The sequence below is a fragment of the Bradyrhizobium sp. CCBAU 53340 genome (assembly GCF_015291645.1).
In the GTDB taxonomy this organism is placed as follows: Bacteria; Pseudomonadota; Alphaproteobacteria; order Rhizobiales; family Xanthobacteraceae; genus Bradyrhizobium.
Genome location: NZ_CP030055.1, coordinates 4245037 through 4265694, shown reverse-complemented (window position 1 = coordinate 4265694; position 20658 = coordinate 4245037). Strand labels below are relative to the sequence as shown.

At 64.1% G+C, this 20658-nt stretch carries 17 protein-coding genes and 1 tRNA gene; 14 read left to right on the top strand and 4 right to left on the bottom strand.

What is annotated here, in order from left to right; genetic code table 11:
• Positions 1-144: 144 nt before the first annotated feature.
• The gene (locus XH89_RS20265; protein WP_194462214.1) at positions 145-1287 is read right to left on the bottom strand and encodes a transporter substrate-binding domain-containing protein; all 1143 of its coding nucleotides are present in this window, start codon (positions 1285-1287) and stop codon (positions 145-147) included.
• A gap of 1074 nt (positions 1288-2361) precedes the next feature.
• Between XH89_RS20265 and XH89_RS20260 the strand changes: the two genes are divergently transcribed.
• The 9 genes from XH89_RS20260 to XH89_RS20220 all read left to right on the top strand — a co-directional run bounded on the left by XH89_RS20260 (position 2362) and on the right by XH89_RS20220 (position 12977).
• Positions 2362-3525: a PspA/IM30 family protein gene (locus XH89_RS20260; protein WP_194462213.1), complete on the top strand. Its 1164-nt coding sequence runs from the start codon at positions 2362-2364 to the stop codon at positions 3523-3525.
• Between the two features lie 13 nt (positions 3526-3538).
• A complete protein-coding gene (locus tag XH89_RS20255) occupies positions 3539-4201 on the top strand; it encodes an OB-fold-containig protein (protein ID WP_194462212.1) in 663 nt (220 codons plus the stop codon).
• A gap of 19 nt (positions 4202-4220) precedes the next feature.
• Positions 4221-5921: a flotillin family protein gene (locus XH89_RS20250; protein ID WP_194462211.1), complete on the top strand. Its 1701-nt coding sequence runs from the start codon at positions 4221-4223 to the stop codon at positions 5919-5921.
• Positions 5922-6060: 139 nt separating this feature from the next.
• Positions 6061-6135 (top strand) — tRNA-Asn (locus tag XH89_RS20245).
• A gap of 194 nt (positions 6136-6329) precedes the next feature.
• Positions 6330-6509, top strand: coding sequence for a hypothetical protein (locus XH89_RS20240; protein ID WP_194462210.1), 180 nt, complete (start codon positions 6330-6332; stop codon positions 6507-6509).
• A gap of 137 nt (positions 6510-6646) precedes the next feature.
• Entirely contained in the window at positions 6647-7309 is a 663-nt protein-coding gene (locus tag XH89_RS20235; protein WP_194468555.1) for a protein-L-isoaspartate O-methyltransferase, read from the top strand.
• Between the two features lie 205 nt (positions 7310-7514).
• Positions 7515-8906, top strand: coding sequence for a TolC family outer membrane protein (locus tag XH89_RS20230; RefSeq protein WP_194462209.1), 1392 nt, complete (start codon positions 7515-7517; stop codon positions 8904-8906).
• 303 nt (positions 8907-9209) lie between these two features.
• On the top strand, positions 9210-9971 hold the full coding sequence (locus XH89_RS20225; RefSeq protein ID WP_194462208.1) for a PopZ family protein: 762 nt from the start codon (positions 9210-9212) through the stop codon (positions 9969-9971).
• Positions 9972-10100: 129 nt separating this feature from the next.
• Complete coding sequence (locus XH89_RS20220) at positions 10101-12977, top strand: valine--tRNA ligase (protein ID WP_194462207.1); 2877 nt, start codon at positions 10101-10103, stop codon at positions 12975-12977.
• A gap of 110 nt (positions 12978-13087) precedes the next feature.
• Here XH89_RS20220 and XH89_RS20215 read toward each other — a convergent pair whose 3' ends face one another.
• Positions 13088-13690 (bottom strand): DNA-3-methyladenine glycosylase, encoded by a 603-nt coding sequence (locus XH89_RS20215; RefSeq protein WP_194462206.1) that lies wholly within the window; start codon positions 13688-13690, stop codon positions 13088-13090.
• A 130-nt stretch (positions 13691-13820) separates the two neighbouring features.
• On the opposite strand from XH89_RS20215, the gene lipA reads away from it, so the two are divergent.
• From lipA to XH89_RS20200, 3 genes are all read left to right on the top strand, one after another.
• Positions 13821-14777: a lipoyl synthase gene (gene lipA, locus XH89_RS20210; protein WP_194462205.1), complete on the top strand. Its 957-nt coding sequence runs from the start codon at positions 13821-13823 to the stop codon at positions 14775-14777.
• A gap of 6 nt (positions 14778-14783) precedes the next feature.
• Entirely contained in the window at positions 14784-15266 is a 483-nt protein-coding gene (locus XH89_RS20205; protein ID WP_194462204.1) for a type II toxin-antitoxin system RatA family toxin, read from the top strand.
• Between the two features lie 354 nt (positions 15267-15620).
• Positions 15621-16397, top strand: coding sequence for a mechanosensitive ion channel family protein (locus XH89_RS20200; RefSeq protein ID WP_194462203.1), 777 nt, complete (start codon positions 15621-15623; stop codon positions 16395-16397).
• A 6-nt stretch (positions 16398-16403) separates the two neighbouring features.
• Here the strand turns inward: XH89_RS20200 and XH89_RS20195 are convergent, their stop codons facing one another.
• Both XH89_RS20195 and XH89_RS20190 read right to left on the bottom strand, forming a co-directional pair.
• Positions 16404-17015, bottom strand: coding sequence for a CinA family protein (locus XH89_RS20195; protein ID WP_194462202.1), 612 nt, complete (start codon positions 17013-17015; stop codon positions 16404-16406).
• 4 nt (positions 17016-17019) lie between these two features.
• On the bottom strand, positions 17020-18201 hold the full coding sequence (locus XH89_RS20190) for a bifunctional 2-C-methyl-D-erythritol 4-phosphate cytidylyltransferase/2-C-methyl-D-erythritol 2,4-cyclodiphosphate synthase (protein WP_194462201.1): 1182 nt from the start codon (positions 18199-18201) through the stop codon (positions 17020-17022).
• A 281-nt stretch (positions 18202-18482) separates the two neighbouring features.
• Between XH89_RS20190 and dusB the strand changes: the two genes are divergently transcribed.
• The gene (gene dusB / locus XH89_RS20185) at positions 18483-19484 is read left to right on the top strand and encodes a tRNA dihydrouridine synthase DusB (RefSeq protein ID WP_194468554.1); all 1002 of its coding nucleotides are present in this window, start codon (positions 18483-18485) and stop codon (positions 19482-19484) included.
• The gene (locus tag XH89_RS20180) at positions 19481-20656 is read left to right on the top strand and encodes a nitrogen regulation protein NR(II) (RefSeq protein WP_194462200.1); all 1176 of its coding nucleotides are present in this window, start codon (positions 19481-19483) and stop codon (positions 20654-20656) included. Before dusB ends, XH89_RS20180 begins: the two co-directional genes overlap by 4 nt.
• Positions 20657-20658 lie beyond the last annotated feature (2 nt).

The following is a 20658-nucleotide window of genomic DNA, read 5'->3' as shown; positions in this document are numbered from 1 at the left end:
TGAACGGCTGGTATCCGACGCAAATCCGGAACGGCTCCGAATCATTCCTGACAGATTTATGAACCCGATAGGTCTTGTGGCCCAATCATCTGATTTGGCGGGACTTCGCAGTCCGAATGACGGGATCCGCTTCGGCCGACTGACCTAGCGCTTGCCGAACCATTCCTCGTAGATCCTTTGATACGTGTCGTTCTCACGCAGCCCCAGAAGGGCTTCGTTGACCTGCTTGCGCAATGGACTGCCGGTCGGGAAGACGATGCCATAGTCTTCTCTGTGAAACACGTCACCAACGGTGCGCGCCAATCTGCTGCCGTCGTGGGTCGTGTAGTAGAGCAGGGCAGGTGAATCGAACACGACGGCGTCGACCTGCTGGTCCAGCAAGGCCTTGTAGAGGTCATCGACCTTCTCGAACTCGCGAACCTGAGCCTTGAGCTCATTCAGGTAGGTCGTTGCCGTGCTGCCGCGGGTGGTGCCGACGGTCTTGCCGACAAGGTCCTGCTGGTTGTTGATCGGTCCCTTGATCTGCTGCACCGTCAGGGAAGCCGTCAGCTGCGCCGTATAGAACGCAACAAACACCACCCCCGTGAACATCCACAGCACGGCGACGATCCGGGCCATCCAGTGCCGCGGCATCTGATCGGCCTGGGTAGCGAGTGTGCCCGCTGCCCAGAACATCGCATGGAAGATTCCCGGGAAATATTTCTTGGTCGGAATGATGCCGCTGTGATGCGTTCGCTCGACCAGGAACATCAGGTGCGCCGGCACCAGGATCAGGAGCAGTGCAATGCCGAGCCAGATCAGCAGGGTGCGTGAGAAGAACAGTTGCATCAGCTCGCGGAGCGGATTGGCTTCGACATTGACGGCCGTGCCGCGCACCAGGATTTGCAGGCCTGAGTTCATGATCGGCTGAGAGAAGTCGAACCTGTCCTCCCGCTCCGACGTGATCGATATCGCCGCGATGGCGAGATCGGCCCGTCCGCCTGCCACGGCGTCAAGCAATTCGCTCACATCGGGCAACACGATATACTCGGTCTCGCGGTTCAGGCGCTTGCCGATGCTGTTCCAGAGCTCGATACTGAAGCCACCCAGCACGCCGTTCCTCTCGACGACCATGGGCGGCACTATTCGGGTCGCCACCCGGAGCTTGGCGGCCTCGGCTTGAGCCGCCGACCAGCTGATGCAGATGAGCAGTGCCACCACCAGCCCGCGCGCGAGCGCAGCCGCGAGCAACCAGGGCAACCGTGCGGTTCGAGCGCGAGAGCCGATCGCCTGATGCGGACGAGTCATCGATGGTTTCCCGGTCTCGAACCGCGCTCGGCGGACGCTTGAGGGATAAGTCCCGTGGCGGATTGTTGACGCAGTCCGCAATAAAACACCATCCCTTGCGTTGCCCGTCGTCGGGCAAAACACGCGAGCGTCGGGTCAATCCGCCTGCGCGAAAATATTCGACTTTACAGAAATTCTGATTTTGCGCATTGTCCCGTCACCTCATCCCGGTCAGAGGGGCGTATCGCGATCGTCACGAACGTGGGGTGAGCCGTGGTGGACGCCGACTGCATCGGCGCGGACAGGCATCGCAGGGCGGGCAACCGTGAGCGATGGCCGCGCGCATACGACAGGTGCAGACGGCGTACGGTAAAACCGTGTCGTCCTGACGCCCGGAGCCTGTGCGTCAAGTCTTGCGGTGATGGGTGTGGTCCAACCGGGCTCTCCCGTCAGCCATCTGCAAGGCGACGGGGGCAATAGTGCATCGCTCTCCGGGGAGAGCTCGGCATAAGCCGTAAACCCACTGCGCAGGGAAGGCCGTGTGTTGGGCTTCACCTGTATGCCACTGTGCAGCCTCTTGTAGCGCAACCCCAGCACAGTGGACCGCGGGTGCCTGCCGGCACCCGGCCTTCCCTGCGCCTTCTGACATCCGAGGGTGACGAGATCAAGCAAAGCTCGGGCGAGATGAGCCGCGAGGATGCGCAAGTACGTATGCAATAAGCGCGAAGTTCTAACGCCGTCATCCTGAGGTGCCGGAGCGAAGCGTAGGCCTCGAAGGGTGAACGGCCCGGCTGCATCCCGGCCGCTCATCCTTCGAGGCTCTCGATGAGGCGCATCGCGCCCCATCGCTCGCACCTCAGGATGACGGACTAGGCACCAACGATGCTGAGAGAGCGGACTGCGTTGCCAACCACTCCGCGCATTTCTTGTCAAATTGCAACCCGCGCGTGCAAGAAGTCTTGATCGGCGGTGATCTAGCAGTGATGGCGCGCCTTGAACGCAGCCCCAGGCGACAGCGACTAATCCATAGAGTGCATCAGGATCAGTGGAACGTGATCGAACTCCTCCCTTGTAAAGCACCAAAATGGTGCTTTAGTGCTTTCCATGAGCCCGTCGCCACGAAACGCGCCATCGGCGCTTCGATACAGGCTTGCCCCTGACCCGGCCGCCAAGGCCGCCATGGAGGCGACGTTCCAGGCCTATGACCGCATGATGGAGATCCTCGACGAGGTCGCGCGGACCCACAATGTGGGCTCCAACGTGGTATTGCTGCACGCCCATGCCTATGAGCCGATCCGGAAACAGACCGCGCTACCGTCGCGGCTGGTGACGCTGGGGCTGCGCGACCGCGCCGACTATCGGGCGGCACAGGGCCGTCGCCTGCCGCTCGACGACAAGCTCGCCAAGATCAAAGGCCCGGCCACAATTTCGATTTCGACCGTGCAAGGGCGCTTCAGCGTGCCCTTCGACTACGCCGGCTACGCGGAAGGCTGGGGGCAGAGTGTGCCCGCGCACCTGATCCGCACCGACGACGGTTTCGAGGTTCACTACGGCGTCACGCCGAACAGTCTGCCAGAGGAGGAGAACGCTATGGATACCATCGCAGCCGCTCCCGAGAATTTCCTGTCCCGGGTCGGACGTCTGATCGCCGGCATCGCTTATGACGCGATTGAGCAGGCAGAAGGCAACAACAAGCTGAAAGTGGTCGGCCAAGCCATTCGCGAGATCGAGCGCGCCGAGAGCGAGGCGCGCGATGCGCTCGCGGCCGCGCGCGCCGAGGAATATCGCCTCAACGCGCGCCGCAAGGAAATCGAACGCGAGATGACCGATCTCACCGCCAAGATCGAGGGCGCAATCGCCGATAGCCGCGACGACCTTGCCCGCGCCGGTATCGCCAGACAGATGGATCTGGAGGCCCAGTTTGAGGTGCTCTCCCGCGCCATCGACGAGAACAACGAGAAGATCGAGCAATGCGTGACGTCGCTGCGCGCGGTGCTTTCGGCATTACAAGACGCCGAGCAGCGCCGCGTCGATCTCGAAAAGAGCGAGGCGGCCGCGAGCCACCAGGCTTCGCATTCGCCGCGTAAACGTGGCGGAACTTCCGCGGCGGCGAAGGCGCTGCGTGCGGGCAGGGCGGTGGCGCGCGTCACCGGCGTGCCGCCGGGCATCCCGTATTCGAGCGACATCGACGAGCTCAGCGCGCTGCATCGCAATAAGGAAATTGCAGCGAGGCTCGCGCGGTTGAAGTCGCGCTCCTGAAGAGTATCGTGTCATGAGCGCATTGCTCGAACACGTCATGGCGCCGGAGGTCCGGCCGTTCGCGATCGCGGCGGCCATGATCCTCATCGTCGGCACGCTCGAAGTCGTCACGATGCTGGTCGGGGCCTCCTTGAGCGAGATGCTCGGCACCAGCATCGATTTCAGCCATCCCAGCGACAATGGCGTCCTCAACGCTATTTCCTGGATCAATGTCGGCGGCGTCCCGCTCTTGATCTTCCTGCTGCTGGCGCTTGGTGCCTTCTCGATCACCGGCTTCCTGATCCAGGACGTCGCCCGGATGGTGGCGGGGCCCTTGCCGGCCAGTCTCGCCTCGCTCGCAGCGGTCGTGGTCTCGGTGCCGCTGGTGCGCGGTGCAAGCCGGGGCATCGCCCGGATCATTCCGAAGGATGAAAGCTACGTCATCGGCCTCGGCGACCTCGTCGGTCGCGTCGGGGAGGTCGTCGTCGGTCCGCTCGATCAGGGCCCGCCGGGCCGCGTCAGCGTCGCCGATGTCCACGGCAACAGGCACTTCGTCTCCGCGGTGGCCGCTCCCAGTTCATCGCCTCTGCCGCAGGGCACGTTGGTGCTGCTGGTCGATCGCGTCGATACCCGCTTCGTGGCTGTCAGGGCCGACGATGAACTGAAACCGACCAAACCCGCTCTAAGCAGCAGCTAAATCATTATTGGAGAAAGACATGTTCGATATCGCAGTCCCGGCCATGATCGGCGTCGTGCTGATCATCGTCTTGGGCGTCATCTTCACCATTCTCTACAAGCGGGCCACGCGCGATGAGGCCTTCGTGCGCACCGGTCTCGGCGGCAAGAAAGTCGTGCTCGACGGTGGCGCCATGATCCTGCCGATCTTCCATTCCTATGCCAGCGTCAATCTGAAGACGCTCAGGCTCACGGTCGAGCGCAAGGAGCGGGAGTCCCTGATCACCAAGGACCGGCTGCGCGTCGACATCGTCGCGGAATTCTACGTCCGCGTTCGCCCCGATGACGAGAGCATTGCGCTCGCAAGCCAGACCTTGGGCGCGCTGACCAACGACGCCGAAGCCTTGCGCAACCAGGTTGAGGCGAAATTCGTCGACGGCCTGCGTTCGGTGGCGGCGACCATGACCATCCTGGAATTGCAGGAAAAGCGCAGCGACTTCGTCAAGCATGTGCAGGCGACCGTCGAGTCCGACGTGAAATCGAACGGCCTCGAACTGGAGTCGGTGTCACTGACAAAACTCGACCAGACCGACGTCAAGTTCTTCAACCCCGAGAACTTCTTCGACGCCGAAGGCCTGACCCAGCTCAAGACCATTACCGAGACCCGCCGCCGCGACCGCAACGCCATCGTGCGCGACAACGAGGTCGCGATCGCCCAGAAGGATCTTGAGGCGCGCCAGCAGACGCTGGGGATCGAGCGGACCAAAAAGGAGGCCGAGCTGTCGCAGGAGCGCGACATCGCCAACAAGACCGCGAGCACCCGCGCCGAAGTCGCAACCGCGACGCAGACCGCGCGTCTGACGGAGGAGAACGCCCGCATCGACACCGATCGGGCGGTCGCGGAGAAGGAGGCGGGCGCCAAGCAGGTCAAGGAGACCGCGGTCATCGAGTCGGATCTGGCGATCAACAAGCGCAAGACCGACGCGCAGCGCGAAATCCAAATCGCGACCCAGGAGAACGAGATCCAGATCGCGTCCAAGAGCAAGCAGACCTCGGAGGCCGTCGCCGAAGCCAAAGCGGCCGAAGCGCTTGCCGTCTCGGCGGAGGAAAAGGTCGTGACCGCTCGCGCTGTCGAGGTCGCAGACCGCGCCCGCCTGACCCAGGTGCTCGCCGCCCGCACCGAGGCCGAGCGCAAATCGACCGAGCTGATCGTGGCGGCCGAAGCCGAGAAGAAGGCCTCGCTCGACCGTGCCGAGGCCGTCAAGACGCTGGCGACCGCCGAGGCTGAATCCAACAAGATCAAGGCGGTCGGTGTCCGCAATATCGGTGAGGCCGAGGCTGCCGTCATCACCATGAAGAACGAGGCGCAGAACAAGCTCGGTACCAACGTCATCGATTTCGAGATCGCCAAGAAGCGAATCGAGACGATGCCCTCGGCGCTCGCGGAGATGGTCAGGCCGATCGCCAACCTCAAGGACGTCCGCATCCTGCACACTGGCGGCGCGTTCGGCGGCAACGGTAACGGAGCTGCGGGCGGCGGCGTCGGCTTCGGCGAAGGGCTTGCCGGCGAGCTCCTCAAGGTGCACGCGCTACGCCCGATGATCGACGAGATCCTGCGCCAGAGCGGATTTGCCCCTGGCGATGATCCGGTGAAGGCGCTGGTCGGCGCGGTGACCGGAAAGAGCAACGGCGCTTCGGTGCCTGCGCCGACGTCGGATAAAACAAACTCCGCCGACCTGTGAATAACGCGACCTAACCTGAGCCCGAGGAGGGGCCAGATAAGCCCTTCCTCGATGCTTTGCGAATGATGACGAATTGGTCCTTTGCAAGCGCAACCGGCTTTGTTATACGCAGCCGCGCGCGAACGACAGGTTCGCCTTTTCCTCGGTAGCTCAGCGGTAGAGCATCCGACTGTTAATCGGATGGTCGCTGGTTCGAATCCAGCCCGGGGAGCCAAACTTCACTTCATTTTCAATGGCTTGCGGACGTGTGCTGATGTGGCACGCGATATCGCTCGATCAATCTGTCAGCATCGATGTGGCGATCCCGAGCGCAGAATCGCGTTCAAGCGGATGTGTGCGGCAGCGGCACCAAATCGACTTAATTCAAATCGAGCTTGGTGGGGCCGGACTCTTACGGAGCTGATTCCCATGCCCGACATCCAGATCGACCGCGCCCACCTGGCCCCTTCGATTCTGCCGGCGGATGTTCCAGAGCTAAGTGACGATGAATGCCTGGCCTGTCTCGCCCGTGCGGTCGAGACCCCCGATTCGGCTCGGCTGGACGAGGTGGCGGCCCTGATCGGGCGTCTTGCCGTCGCGATCGAATAGGGCTTCCCGCCCCGATTTTCGCATTGGCATTGCCGTTGGCTGACGGGCCAACGGACGTGTTGCGTTTTCGCGGAGCCTGTTCCAAAGATGCCGCCAACTTCTCTCAGCGGCATCCGTCCGCCATGCAGGGTCTGCAAATGTCCGGTTTCTCGACCGCGCGCCAAAAAATGGTCGATGGCCAGGTGCGTACCAATGACGTCACCGATCGCCGTATTCTCGACGCCATGCTCACGGTTCCCCGTGAGGTGTTCGTGCCGGCCAGCCGGCAGGCCCTGGCCTATCTCGACCTCGATCTCGACGTGAGCGAGGGCACCACCAAGCGCTACCTGATCAAGCCGCAGCTGACGGGCAAGCTGCTCCAGGCTGCCGAGATCGGCGAGGGCGACAATGTGCTGGTCGTCGGCTGCGCCACCGGCTACCTCGCCGCACTGACCGCCAAGCTTGCGCGCCAGGTCACGGCAACGGAGAGCGATTCGGCCCTGGCTGCGAAAGCCAAGGACGCCTTCGCCTCACTCGGGCTCGCCAATGTCACCTGCAAGGCCGCGGCCTGTGCCGAGGGCGAGCCATCAGCCGCGCCCTATGACGTGATCGTCCTCAACGGCGCGACCGAGGTGACGCCGGAAGGGCTGTTCGGTCAGCTTAAGGAAGGTGGACGCCTGGTGGGCGTCTCGGCCGAATCCCGGCCGTCCCGGGCCATGATCGTGACCCGGTCGCACGGCGAATTCGGCTATCGGCCGCTGTTCGACGCGGCAGCCCCGGTGCTTCCCGGCTTGGAGCGGGCCGCCGCCTTCGTCTTCTGACCACTGAAACCCCGTTAAAATCCTGTTCTGAATCAGAAGTGTGGCCGGGATGCTGCACGTGAAGAGTTTCCGCTGAGAACGACCCAGAGGTAGTTCCGTTGCGCTTGACCGCGTCCTATGTTGCTGCGGGGCAACGACTCCACTCGGATACGGTAACCAGGCTCGCGGGCACGAGTCTGACGTGAGAATGAACGGAATTTTAGGGATGCATGGGGTGAAGCTCTTCACCGGAGCAGCGGTTTCGGTCCTCCTGATGGCGCTCGCCGGGCCGACGCCTGCCTTGGCGGACACGATCGAGGCCGCGCTGGTGCGCGCCTATCAGAACAATCCGCAGCTCAACGCACAGCGCGCCCAAGTGCGCTCGACCGACGAAAACGTTCCGCAGGCCCTGTCGGGCTATCGCCCCAAGGTCAATTTGAGCCTCAGCTCCGGTTACCAATATCAAGATATCCAGGCGACGCAGAGGGGCCTCGCGATCCATAGCGATCCGCCGCTTCAGCCCAACAGCGCGAGCGTGAGCGTTAGCCAGACGCTCTATAACGGCAATCAGACCGCCAACAGGACGCGTGCGGCAGAGAGCCAGGTCTCGGGCGCCCGCGAGGCGTTGCGCGTGCTTGAGCAGACGGTCCTGCTGCAAGCCGCAACGGCTTATATGGACTACCTGCGTGATGCGGCAACGCTCGAAGTTCAACGCAGCAACGTGCGCGTGCTCGAGCAGACGCTGAAGCAGACGCGCGATCGTTTCAATGTCGGCGAGGTCACGCGCACGGACGTGGCGCAATCCGAAGCTCAGCTGGCCGCCGGCAGAACCCAGGCCCTAACCGCCGAATCGAACCTGACAACAACGCGCGCGAACTTCCGCAGGATCATCGGAAACGAGCCGAGCAACCTCGCCCCGGGCTCGCCGGTCGACCGCTTCCTGCCCGGCACGATCGCCTCCGCAGTGAATTTGAGCCTGGTGGAGAATCCCAACGTCACGGCCGCGATGTTCGGCATCGACGTGAACTATCTTCAGGTCAAGATCAACGAAGGCGCGTTGCTGCCGACGGTCACGGTCGCGGCAACTGCCAGCACAGCCTACCAGCAGCAACTGACGGTCTTTCGAACGAATAACGCGTCGGCCATCGCGACAGCTTCCGTGCCGATCTTCCAGGGCGGCGCTGAATATGCGCTGATCCGCCAGTCGAAAGAGAACCTCGCGCAGCAGCGCCTGAATCTCGAGACCACCCGCGATCAGACCCGCGCCAACGTCGTGCAGGCCTGGGGGCAATTGGAGGCCGGCAAGGCGCAGGTGCAGTCGGCGCAGGCTCAGGTCACGGCCTCCGAGATCGCGCTGAACGGCGTGCGTGAAGAGGCCAAGGCCGGTCAGCGCACCACGCTGGACGTGCTCAATGCGCAGCAGGCGCTGGTCAACGCGCGCGTCGCGCTCGTCACCGCCCAACATGACCGAGTCGTGGCGTCCTATTCCGTGCTCAACGCGATCGGCCGCCTTGCACCGCAGGTGCTCGGCCTCAACACCACGGTCTACGATCCCAGCGTGCATTACCATCAGGTCCGCGACAGCTGGGCTGGCGTGCGCACGCCCGACGGACGCTGATTGCCGTAGTCTTCCGGTCGACCTCGCAAACAGCCGAGGCCGACCGGCGCTTTGCTTGCAATCGTCAAAATCCCTGACATAGCCTTGCCAAGAAGCTGCGGGTCGATTCGCTCCGCATCCGATGTTGCATGCGTAATGCTTGAGTGACGGAGCAGGGGCGCGGCGCCTCACTTTGAGTCGTGATCTGGGGACAAGTCTGGCTGTCGCGACGAAAATGTCGGGGCACACATCCGGAACCGGCCAATCCTGTCGTGCTTGGTGTAAAACAACGCATGCGAGGGCGTTGATGATGTGGAGTCGGAGATGACGCAGCCTGCAAAGGTCACAGAACCCTCCATGGAGGAGATTCTGGCCTCGATCCGGCGCATCATTGCCGATGATGAGGCCAAGCCGCCGCCGGCGGAGGCTGCGAAGCAGGCGCCCGCTGCGCCCGCCCCGAAGGCGATGGCCGACATCCCACCATCGAAGGTCGCGCCTGCAAAACCTGCCGCTGAGAAGCCCGCACCACCGCCGGCTGCAAAACCTGCTCCGGCGCCGCCACCGCCCACGCCTGCGGCGGACGCCGGCCCCAACAGCCAGGATGACATCGATGCGCTGCTGGCGGGGCTCGACGAGGCGACGCCTGCGCCCGAGGTGCGGGTCCCGGAACCCGAGCCCGAGCCTGAGCCCGACGTGCTCGAGCTAACCGACGAGATGGCGATGGATCCGGAGCCGGCGCCGCCTCCGCCCAGCTTCCGCAAGGTCGAGCCGCGCGATGATCTCGAATTTGCTGAAGCGCCACCGCCTCGTCCGAGCCCCGCACCGTCCTATGCGCCGGTCGACTTCGACGCGCCGCCGGTGCCGCCGCAGCAGCCGATCCTGGCGCAATCGACGGTCTCGGCGGTCGAATCCGCCTTCAATTCCCTGGCCCACACGGTGCTCAGCAGCAATGCACGGACGCTGGAGGATCTGGTCAAGGAGATGCTGCGTCCGATGCTCAAATCCTGGCTCGACGACAATTTGCCGGGCCTCGTCGAGCGTATCGTGAAGGCCGAAATCGAGCGGGTCTCGCGCGGCGGCCGCTGAGCCCGGCCGCCCGGCCCCGATAAAGCCCCGCTCCAGTGTCATATTTGGCCTGCCGGTCGGGCCGAAAAGCCCTTTTGCCGCTGAGCTTTCCGTTGACTTGAACCCCGCGCGCGGCTTTCTAGCAGCCCCATGATCGAGAAAAACTACCAGCCCGCCGATATCGAAGCCCGCATGTCCGTCGTGTGGGAGGACAGCCTTGCCTTCAAGGCCGGCCGTCCCGACCGCCGCGGCGCGGTGCCCTTTACCATCGTGATCCCGCCGCCGAACGTGACGGGCTCGCTGCATATGGGCCACGCCCTCAACAACACGCTGCAGGACATCCTGTGCCGCTTCGAGCGCATGCGCGGCCGCGACGTGCTGTGGCAGCCCGGTACCGACCATGCCGGCATCGCGACCCAGATGGTGGTCGAGCGCCAACTGATGGAGCGCCAGCAGCCCGGCCGCCGCGAGATGGGCCGCGAGAAGTTTCTCGAGCGGGTGTGGCAGTGGAAGGCCGAGAGCGGCGACACCATCATCAACCAGCTCAAGCGGCTCGGCGCGTCTTGCGACTGGTCGCGCGAGCGCTTCACCATGGACGAGGGCCTGTCGAAGGCCGTCGTCAAGGTGTTCGTCGAGCTGCATCGCGACGGCCTGATCTACAAGGACAAGCGGCTGGTGAATTGGGACACCAAGCTGCTCACCGCGATCTCCGATCTCGAAGTGCAGCAGACCGAGGTGAAGGGAAGCCTCTGGTATCTGCGCTATCCGATCGAGGGCAAGACGTTCAGCCCCGAGGATTCCTCGACTTTCATCGTGGTTGCCACGACGCGCCCCGAGACCATGCTCGGCGATACCGGCGTAGCCGTGCATCCCGAGGACGAGCGTTACCAGAAGCTGATTGGCAAGAACGTGATCCTGCCGCTGGTCGGCCGCAAGATCAAAATCGTCGCCGACGAATACTCCGATCCGGAGAAGGGCTCGGGCGCAGTCAAGGTGACGCCGGCGCACGACTTCAACGACTTCGAGGTCGGCAATCGCCACGGCCTGCGCCGCATCAGCGTGCTCGACCGGGAAGGCTGTCTCGATCTCGTCGGCAACGAGGATTATCTGAAGGGCCTGCCGGAAGGTGCCTCGCAATTCGCCGAGGAGTTCAACAAGGTCGACCGCTTCGCCGCGCGCAAGCGCATCGTCGAGCGCCTGGAATCGTTCGGCTTCGTCGAGCGGATCGAGCCGCACACCCACATGGTGCCGCATGGTGATCGCTCGAACAGCGTGATCGAGCCATACCTGACCGACCAGTGGTATGTCGACGCCAAGACGCTGGCAAAGCCCGCGATCGCCGCGGTGCGTTCTGGCGAGACGTCGTTCGTGCCGAAGAATTGGGAAAAGACCTATTTCGAGTGGATGGAGAACATCCAGCCCTGGTGCATCTCGCGCCAGCTGTGGTGGGGCCATCAGATCCCGGCCTGGTACGGACCCGACGGCAAGGTGTTCGTCGCCGAGACCGAGGAGGAGGCGATCAGCCACGCGCTCGGCTATTACGTCGAGCAGGAGGTCATCACGGCCGAGCAGGGCCGTGAGATGGCGCTCGACCGCAACAAGCGCGAGGGCTTCATCACGCGCGACGAGGACGTGCTCGACACCTGGTTCTCCTCGGCGCTGTGGCCGTTCTCGACGCTCGGCTGGCCCGAAGACACGCCCGAGGTGAACCGCTACTACCCGACCAATGTGCTGGTCACGGGTTGGGACATCATCTTCTTCTGGGTCGCCCGCATGATGATGATGGGCCTTCATTTCATGAAGGAGGCGCCATTCTCGACGGTCTACATCCACCGCCTCGTCCGCGACGAGAAGGGTGCCAAGATGTCGAAGTCGAAGGGCAACGTCATCGATCCGCTCAACCTGATCGACGAGTACGGTGCCGATGCTCTCCGCTTTGCGTTGGCACGCGAGGCGGCCCACACGCATGACATCAAGCTGTCGTCGCAGTTGGTCGAGATCAACCGCAACTTCGCGACCAAGCTCTGGAATTCCTGTCGCTTCGCCGAGATGAATGGCTGCGTCGTGCCGGAAGGCTTCGAGCCGGCGAAGGCCAAGGAGCCGCTGAATCGCTGGATCGCACACAAGGCCGCGGAAGCCACGCGCGAGGTGACGGAGGCACTTGAAGCTCACAGCTTCAATGAAGCCGCGGGCGCGATGTACCGGTTCGTGTTGAACATCTATTGCGACTGGTACGTCGAACTTGCCAAGCCAGCGCTTCTCGGCGCCGACGGCCCGCTCAAGGACGAGACGCGCGCCATGGTCGCCTGGGCGCGCGACGAGATCCTGAAGCTGCTGCACCCCTTCATGCCCTTCATCACGGAGGAACTGTGGGAGGTGACGGCCAAGCGCGATGGCCTGCTCGCATTGGCGCCGTGGCCGCTGAAGCTGGCCGAGCCGACCACGGAACAGCTTGCGATGCTTGCGGCTGCAGCCGGACCGACCGATCCGCTGGTCTCGCCAGCGTTCATGATGCCGATCTTCGACCATGCCGACTTCAGCGATCCAAAGGCGGAAGCGGAGATCGGCTGGGTGATCGACCTCGTCACGCAGATCCGCTCGGTGCGCGCCGAGATGAACATCCCGCCGGCGACGCTGACCGCGCTGGTGCTCGCAGGCGCCTCGGCCGAGACCAGGGAACGCGCGCCACGCTGGACCGACGTCATCAAGCGCATGGCGCGGCTGTCGGACATTTCCTTCGCCGATCGCGCGCCCGACGGCGCGGTTCAGCTGCTCGTTCGCGGCGAGGTGGCTGCGCTGCCGCTGAAGGGCGTGGTCGATTTCGCCGCCGAACGCGCGCGTCTCGACAAGGAGATCGGCAAGGCCGACGCCGACATCAAGCGCGCCGAGTCCAAGCTCGCGAACGAAAAGTTCGTCGCCAATGCGGCCGAAGAGGTCGTCGAGGAGGAGCGCGAAAAGCGTGAGGCGGCCTTGGCACGCAAGGCCAAGCTGCTCGAGGCGCTGGAGCGGCTGAAGCAGGCCTCGTAAGCTGGCCGTCATTCCGGGGCGGCTCGAAGAGCCGAACTCTGGTGCGCCCTTGCGCACCTGAGGATCTCGAGCTTCCGGGTCTGGTCCTTCGGAACATCCCGGAATAACCGTCAGCGGGGAAACGGCTTGCTGAGAAATTTCGAGCCCCTGACGCCATAGCGCCAGGGCAGCTCGACGGCCTTGGTGATGCCAATCCGGATGCCGGTCGCAACCTCGACGTCTTCCGTCCGCGCATGCAGCGCAATTGGCCATCGATCGAGAGGCAGGGTGTTGTGGGCGATGGTGATTCCGAGCGCCTCGGTCAGCTTGCCCGGGCCCGAGCAGAGCGCGTGCACGTCCTGGAGATGGCGGCGACGACGCATGGTGGCAATGCCATGGGTCGGCTCCAGCGCGCGGATCAGGACGGCGCTGGCCGAGCCTTCCTCCTCGCAGACGAAGTTCACGCACCAATGGATGCCGTAGGAGCGGTAGACATAGGCAAAGCCGGGCGGGCCGAACATGATCCGGTTCCGCGGCGTCGGGCCATTGTAGGAGTGCGCCGCCGGCTCGGTATGATGATAGGCCTCGACCTCGACGATGAGGCCGCCGACGCCATCGACCAGCATGGTCGCGCCGATCAAATCGAGGGCCACCTCGCGCACGTTACGATCGAAAAAGCTGCGCTTGAGGGCTTTGCCGAGCCGAAGTGTGGATGTCTTCGAGGTTGGAGCCATTCGAGGTGAGAATCGCCTGAGAACAGAGCAGGATATTGCCCATATCTGCCATGTTCCCTGAAGCGGCGCGAGCCGGGTTGCGGCAGGCAGCCAGACCGACTAGGTAGGACCTGAACAGACCGGACAGATCATGGTCGTTATTGTCGATACCGTCACGAACCCGCTGCGCCCGCGCCACCCTGAAAAGGTGAATCGCCCCGATTCCGCTTCGCCGCCGAAGCCGGACTGGATCCGCGTGCGCGCGCCCAACACCCGCGGCTATGCCGATACCCGCAACATCGTGAAGTCCAACGGGCTGCACACGGTGTGCGAGGAGGCGGGCTGCCCGAACATCGGCGAGTGCTGGGACAAGAAGCACGCGACCTTCATGATCATGGGTGACACCTGCACCCGGGCCTGCGCCTTCTGCAACGTCAAGACCGGCCTGCCGAATGCGCTGGATGCCGCCGAGCCGCAACATGTGGCCGAGGCGACCGCCAAGCTGGGCCTCGCGCACGTCGTCATCACGTCCGTGGACCGCGACGACCTCGCCGACGGCGGCGCCGAGCATTTTGCCCAGACCATCCGTGCGATCCGCGCCGCGTGCCCCTCGACAACGATCGAGATCCTGACGCCAGACTTCCTGCGCAAGGAGGGAGCTTTGGAGGTGGTGGTTGCGGCCAAGCCCGACGTCTTCAACCACAATCTCGAGACCGTGCCGTCGCGCTATCTCACGGTGCGGCCGGGCGCGCGCTATTTCCACTCGATCCGGTTGCTCCAACGGGTCAAGGAGCTCGATCCCACCATCTTCACCAAGTCCGGCATCATGGTCGGTCTCGGCGAGGAGCGCCACGAGGTGCAGCAGGTGATGGACGATCTGCGCTCCGCCGACGTCGACTTCCTCACAATCGGGCAATATCTCCAGCCGACCCGCAAGCATCACGCCGTGATGCGCTATGTACCGCCGGACGAGTTCGCCTCCTACGAAAAGGTCGCCTACACCAAGGGCTTCCTGATGGTGTCGGCGAGCCCGCTGACCCGTTCGTCGCATCACGCCGGCGAGGATTTCGCGAGACTGAAGGCTGCGCGGGCCGCGTCGGCTCGCTGAACCAATATGCCCCGATTTTCGAGCAAGCGCCGTGTCAATCACAGCGCATCCGAGATGTTCGATCTGGTCGCCGATGTCGAGCGCTATCCGGAATTCGTGCCGCTGTGCAGCGCGCTGAAGATTCGTCAGCGCATGGCCAAACCCGACGGCACCGAGGTGCTGATCGCCGACATGACGGTGTCGTTCAAGCTGGTCAAGGAAACCTTCACCAGCCGCGTGACGCTCGACCGCGCCAATCTGAAGATCCTGGTCGAATATCTGCAAGGTCCGTTCAGCAATCTCGAAAACCGCTGGTCCTTCGAGCCGAAAGGCCAGCAGGACGGCAATGAATTCTGCGACGTCGGCTTCTTCCTCGCCTACGAGTTCAAGAGCCGCATGCTGGCGATGCTGATGGGCTCGATGTTCGATGCTGCGTTTGCACGGTTTTCGACCGCATTTGAAAAGCGCGCCGATGCGATCTACGGCCGGCCGAAGCTGGCCTCGTCGTAGGGCATACTCTCTCCGTCGTCATTGCGAGCGGCTCTTGCAATGAAGCAATCCGGAATCCTTCCGCGGAGGGATTCTGGATTGCTTCCGCCTTCGCCAAGGCTTCGGCGGATAAGTCGCTGCGCTCAATGACGGAGTAGAAGGCACGCGCTCCGTTATCCGCTCGCATCTCAATTTTCAGACACAGCTTCACATCCTCGCGGCTCAAGGCCGTGTAGATGCCTGGATGGATGTGTTTCATCGATCCACCCTCCGGAAGTGCTCGCGTCGCATGCACGCCTGTTCCATCCGACACCGCCGGCGGGATCATTTCGTTGCGCTCGGCGTTCTCTCCAGATTGTCCGGGTTGGAGACCTCATGACCATCAATTTCGACACGCTGAAAGCGTCACTGGTCCTGTATGGCCTGAACGCGATCTACGCGATCCTGCTGCTGGCGATCGGCTGGTATTTATCCGGCACCACGCAGCGCCTCGTCACGCGCGTGCTGAGCGTGACGCATCGCGTCGACCCGCTCGTGACGTTGTTCGTTGCCAGCGTGACGCGCTACGGCGTGCTGGCCATCGTCGGGATCGCCGTGCTGCAGCTGTTCGGCATCCAGACCGCGAGCCTCGTCGCCGTGCTCGGCGCCACATCACTCGCGATCGGTCTCGCACTGCAGGGCACGCTCTCCAATCTTGCCGCCGGCGTGATGCTGCTGCTGTTCCGTCCCTTCCACATCGGTGATGACGTCGAGGTCGGCGGCAAAGCCGGCAAGGTGAGGTCGCTGTCGCTGTTCATGACCGAGCTGGTCGCGCCCGACAACACGCAGATCCTGTTGCCGAACGGTCAGGTGTGGGGTGCCGCCATCATCAATCACAGCGCCTATCCCGGCACGGGCGAGGTCAAGGTGACATTTCCGGTCAGGGCCGGATCGGCCAATGCACTTGCCGACCAGATCCTGAAAGAGCTGCGTGGTGACCCGCGCGTCGACGAGCGGACGGCACCGTCAGTCAATGTCTCGAAGGTGATCGCCGCCGATCCCGCGGCGCCGGTTGTGGAATTGACCGTGAGCGCGAAGGTGAAGCCGTCGGATGCCGATGCCGTCAAACAGCGGGTGCTGGACCATGCGAGCGCGCTGCTGGCCGCGGCGTGACGCGACTTACCCGCGCGGCGACCGCGGCGGCCTGCGCTTCACGGCGTGCCGGCGGGGCGAGCGGGTGACGCGGGGACGGAGCCTCGTTGCTGCCGCGGCGCGGCGTGGCTTGGCCGCGGCTTGCGGCCCGCGTGCGAGCTCCATCAGCATGCGCAGCGCTTCGACCACCGAGCGTTGGCGCACCGCGGTGCGGCCGATCGCGCCAAAGCGCTGTTCGCGATGAATGATGCGGCCGTCCCGGGCGGCCGCCGCAAAGTGGACGAGGCCGACCGGCTTGCCCGGTGTGGCACCGCCGGGGCCGGCAATGCCGGTGATGGCAACCGCCAGGTCGACGTCGGCCCGCTCCAGCGCCCCGATCGCCATGGCGGTCGCGGTCTCCTTGCTGACGGCGCCGAAATTGGTGAGCGTTGAGGCTTCGACCCCGAGCATCGCCCGCTTGGCGTCGTTGGAATAGGTGACGAAGCCGCGATCGATCACGTCAGAGGAACCGGGAATGTCGGTCAGCGCTCCGGCGACGAGGCCGCCGGTGCAGGACTCGGCGGTCGCGATCGTCAGCTTGCGCATCCGGCACAAATCGAGCAGCGAGCGGGAGAGGGCACGTGCGTCGCTGCCGCCCATAATCCTACAGGCTCCAGGGCAGGCGGATGGTGGCGCTCGCGGTGGCCGCGATGCCTTCCTCACGGCCCGTGAAGCCGAGCCGCTCGCTGGTCGTTGCCTTCACCGCGACGCGGGAGATGTCGACGCCGGAGATCTCGGCGATGCGTGCACGCATGACGTCACGCAGCGGGCCGATCTTCGGCCGCTCGCAGATCATCGTCACCTCGAGATTGGCGACGCGGCCGCCGCGCGCCGTGACGCGCTCGATGGCATATTTCAGGAACTGGTCGGAGGAGGCGCCCTTCCACTTCGCATCGCTCGGCGGGAAGTGCGAGCCGATGTCGCCGTCGGCCAGCGCGCCGAGGATGGCATCGACCAGCGCATGCAGGCCGACATCGCCGTCGGAATGGGCGAGGAAACCCTTGGTGTGCGGCACGCGCACGCCGCAGAGCATGAGGTGATCGCCTTCGCCGAAGGCGTGCACGTCATAGCCCGTGCCGGTCCTGATGTCGCCGAGCAGGCTGGCCAGGCGCGCTTCCTCGCGCACGAAATCCTCCGATGTGGTGAGCTTCATGTTTGCAACATCGCCTTCAAAGGTCGCAACCGTCAATCCCGCCCATTCGGCGATCGCGGCATCATCGGTGAAATCGCTGCGTCCGTCCTTTGCCGCGCGACGATGCGCTTCGAGGATGACATCGAAACGAAAGGATTGCGGCGTCTGCGCGATTCGCAAACGCGCCCGGTCAGGCGTGTCCTCGACATCGCCGCTCTCGCTCGTGACCTTGATGGTGTCGGTGACAGGGACGACAGGGATCGCAGCTCCCGCGCGGCTGGCCGCCTCGATCGCGCGCGAGATCACGCCTGAAGAGACGAACGGCCGCGCGGCGTCATGGATCAGGACAATATCGGGTTTGTGAGTGGCGAGTGCCTCGAGGCCGGCCAACACCGAGGCCTGACGCGTCGCGCCGCCATTGGTCGGCGCTTCATGTTTGAGGCCCCCGACCGCTGCAGCGAACATGGCGCTGTCGTCAGGGTTCACCACCGGCTGCACGACGAACACGTCAGGGTGGGTGCTGAAGGCTTCCATGGCGCGGTAGATCACCGGCACGCCGCCGATCTCTCGATATTGCTTGGGACCGCCGGCGCCTGCGCGCAGGCCACGTCCGGCCGCGACAAGAACGACTGCGGTGCGCTGTGATTTCGCCATAGGACTCAAATATTCAATTGTTAAGAGAAGCGTCGGGCAGGGGGAGATTGCCGGCATGCCTCTAGCACGGCAGGCCCGCAAAAAAAGGGGGTTTCCCTGGATTGTGGGAAACAGCATTTTGCTGCACTGCACTTGAAAAATCTGCAGAACTGTCTAAACTGTAGGCATGACGCTTGACTGCACAAGAATTGTGCGCAAGATAGACCATGGCAGGCGCGATGAGGCGCTGCCCACGCAACGAGACCCCAGTGACCGGCTCGGCAGTATCAGGCTCTAAGCCGTTGAAGATAGGCGATATTACTGTCGCCACCCCGGTCTTCCTGGCACCGATGTCAGGGGTGACTGACTCGCCCGTCCGCCGGCTCGCCGCCGAGCTAGGGGCAGGCCTGGTCGTCTCCGAAATGACGGCCAGCGATGAGCTCGCCACCGGCCACCGCATGTCGCGGTTGCGCTGCGAAGCGACCGGCGTCGGACCCCATGTAGTTCAGCTTGCCGGCTGCGAGGCCCATTGGATGGCCGAGGGCGCCCGGATTGCCGAGGCTGAGGGCGCCGACATCATTGATATCAACATGGGCTGCCCGGCCCGGCACGTCACCGGCGGCCAGTCGGGGTCGGCCCTGATGCGCGATCTCGATCACGCCGTCAGCCTGATCGAGGCGACGATATCAGCCGTGAAAGTTCCGGTGACGCTGAAGATGCGGCTCGGCTGGGACGACCGCACCCGCAATGCGCCAGAGCTGGCGCGCCGCGCGGAGGCATCCGGCATCAAGCTCGTCACCGTGCACGGCCGCACCCGCTGCCAGTTCTACAAGGGCGAGGCCGATTGGGATGCGATCCGTGCCGTGCGCGAGGCGATCTCCATTCCGCTCGTCGTCAACGGCGACATCACGACATACGAGAAAGCGCGCGCGGCGCTCGAGGCCTCCGGCGCCGATGCCGTGATGATCGGCCGCGGCGCCAACGGCCAGCCGTGGCTGCCCGGCGAGATCGGCCGGCGTCTGAAGGGCGGGGCGGTTGAAGCCACGCCCTCGCTCGCCACCCAGCTCCATTATGTCCGCACCCTCTATGAGGGCATCTGCGCGCTCTATGGCCTCCGGGTCGGCCTCAAGCACGCGCGGAAACATCTCGGCTGGGCGCTCGACGTCGCCGCCGATGTGAGCCGCGTGCCAGCCGAGAAGCTGAAAGCCTGGCGCCAGAAGATCCTGACGTCCGAGGATCCAAAGCTCGTCCACCAGTCGCTGCAGGATGCCTTCGACGACTTCGCATGGAGCGCCGCTGCATGAGTTCGGCCGCTGACCATCGTCGGCCTGTTCCGTCCGACAGCGACGCGATCCTGGACGCCTTGCCGAATCCGGTGCTCATGATCGGGCCCGACGGCAAGATCGTCGCCGCCAACATCGCGACCGAAGCCTTCTTCGAGATATCGACGCAATTCCTGAAGCGGCAGTCGCTGAAGGAGCTGGTGCCGTTCGGCAGCCCGTTGCTGGCGCTGATCGACCAGGTGCGCTCGTCGAACTCACCGGTCAACGAATACAAGGTCGATCTGGGCACGCCGCGAATGGGCGGCGACCGCCAGGTCGACCTGCATGTCGCCCCGCTCACCGAGCGGCCCGGCCATATCGTGGTGATGCTCCAGGAGCGCTCCATCGCCGACAAGATGGACCGCCAGCTCACCCACCGCAGCGCTGCGCGCTCGGTGATAGCGCTAGCAGCGATGCTCGCGCACGAGATCAAGAATCCGCTCTCGGGCATCCGCGGCGCGGCGCAATTGCTGGAGCAGCAGGCGTCCTCCGAAGACCGCATGTTGACCCGCCTGATCTGCGACGAGGCCGACCGCATCGTCACGCTGGTCGACCGCATGGAAGTGTTCGGCGACGAACGGCCCGTGGTGCGCGGTCCCGTCAACATCCATTCGGTGCTCGATCACGTGAAGCGGCTGGCGCAGTCGGGCTTTGCCCGCAACATCCGCTTCATCGAGGATTACGATCCCTCGCTGCCGCCGGTGCTGGCGAACCAGGACCAGCTGATCCAGGTGTTCCTCAACCTGGTTAAAAATGCCGCCGAAGCGCTGATCGACGTGCCCGACGCCGAGATCCAGCTCACCACTGCGTTCCGCCCCGGCGTGCGCCTGTCAGTCCCCGGTCAAAAATCCCGGGTATCCCTGCCGCTCGAATTCTGCGTGAGGGACAACGGACCAGGCGTGCCGGACGATCTTCTGCCCAACCTGTTCGACCCGTTCGTGACCACCAAGCAGACCGGCTCTGGCCTCGGTCTTGCTCTGGTCGCGAAGATCATTGGCGATCACGGCGGCATCATCGAATGCGAGTCTCAGCCGCGCAAGACCACCTTCCGCGTGCTGATGCCGATGTACTCGACATCGGTCAAACACGCGGATCACAGCAGTCGCGACGGCTCTGCCGGGAAGTCGTCGTCTGCATCACAGGGGGCAAAATGAGG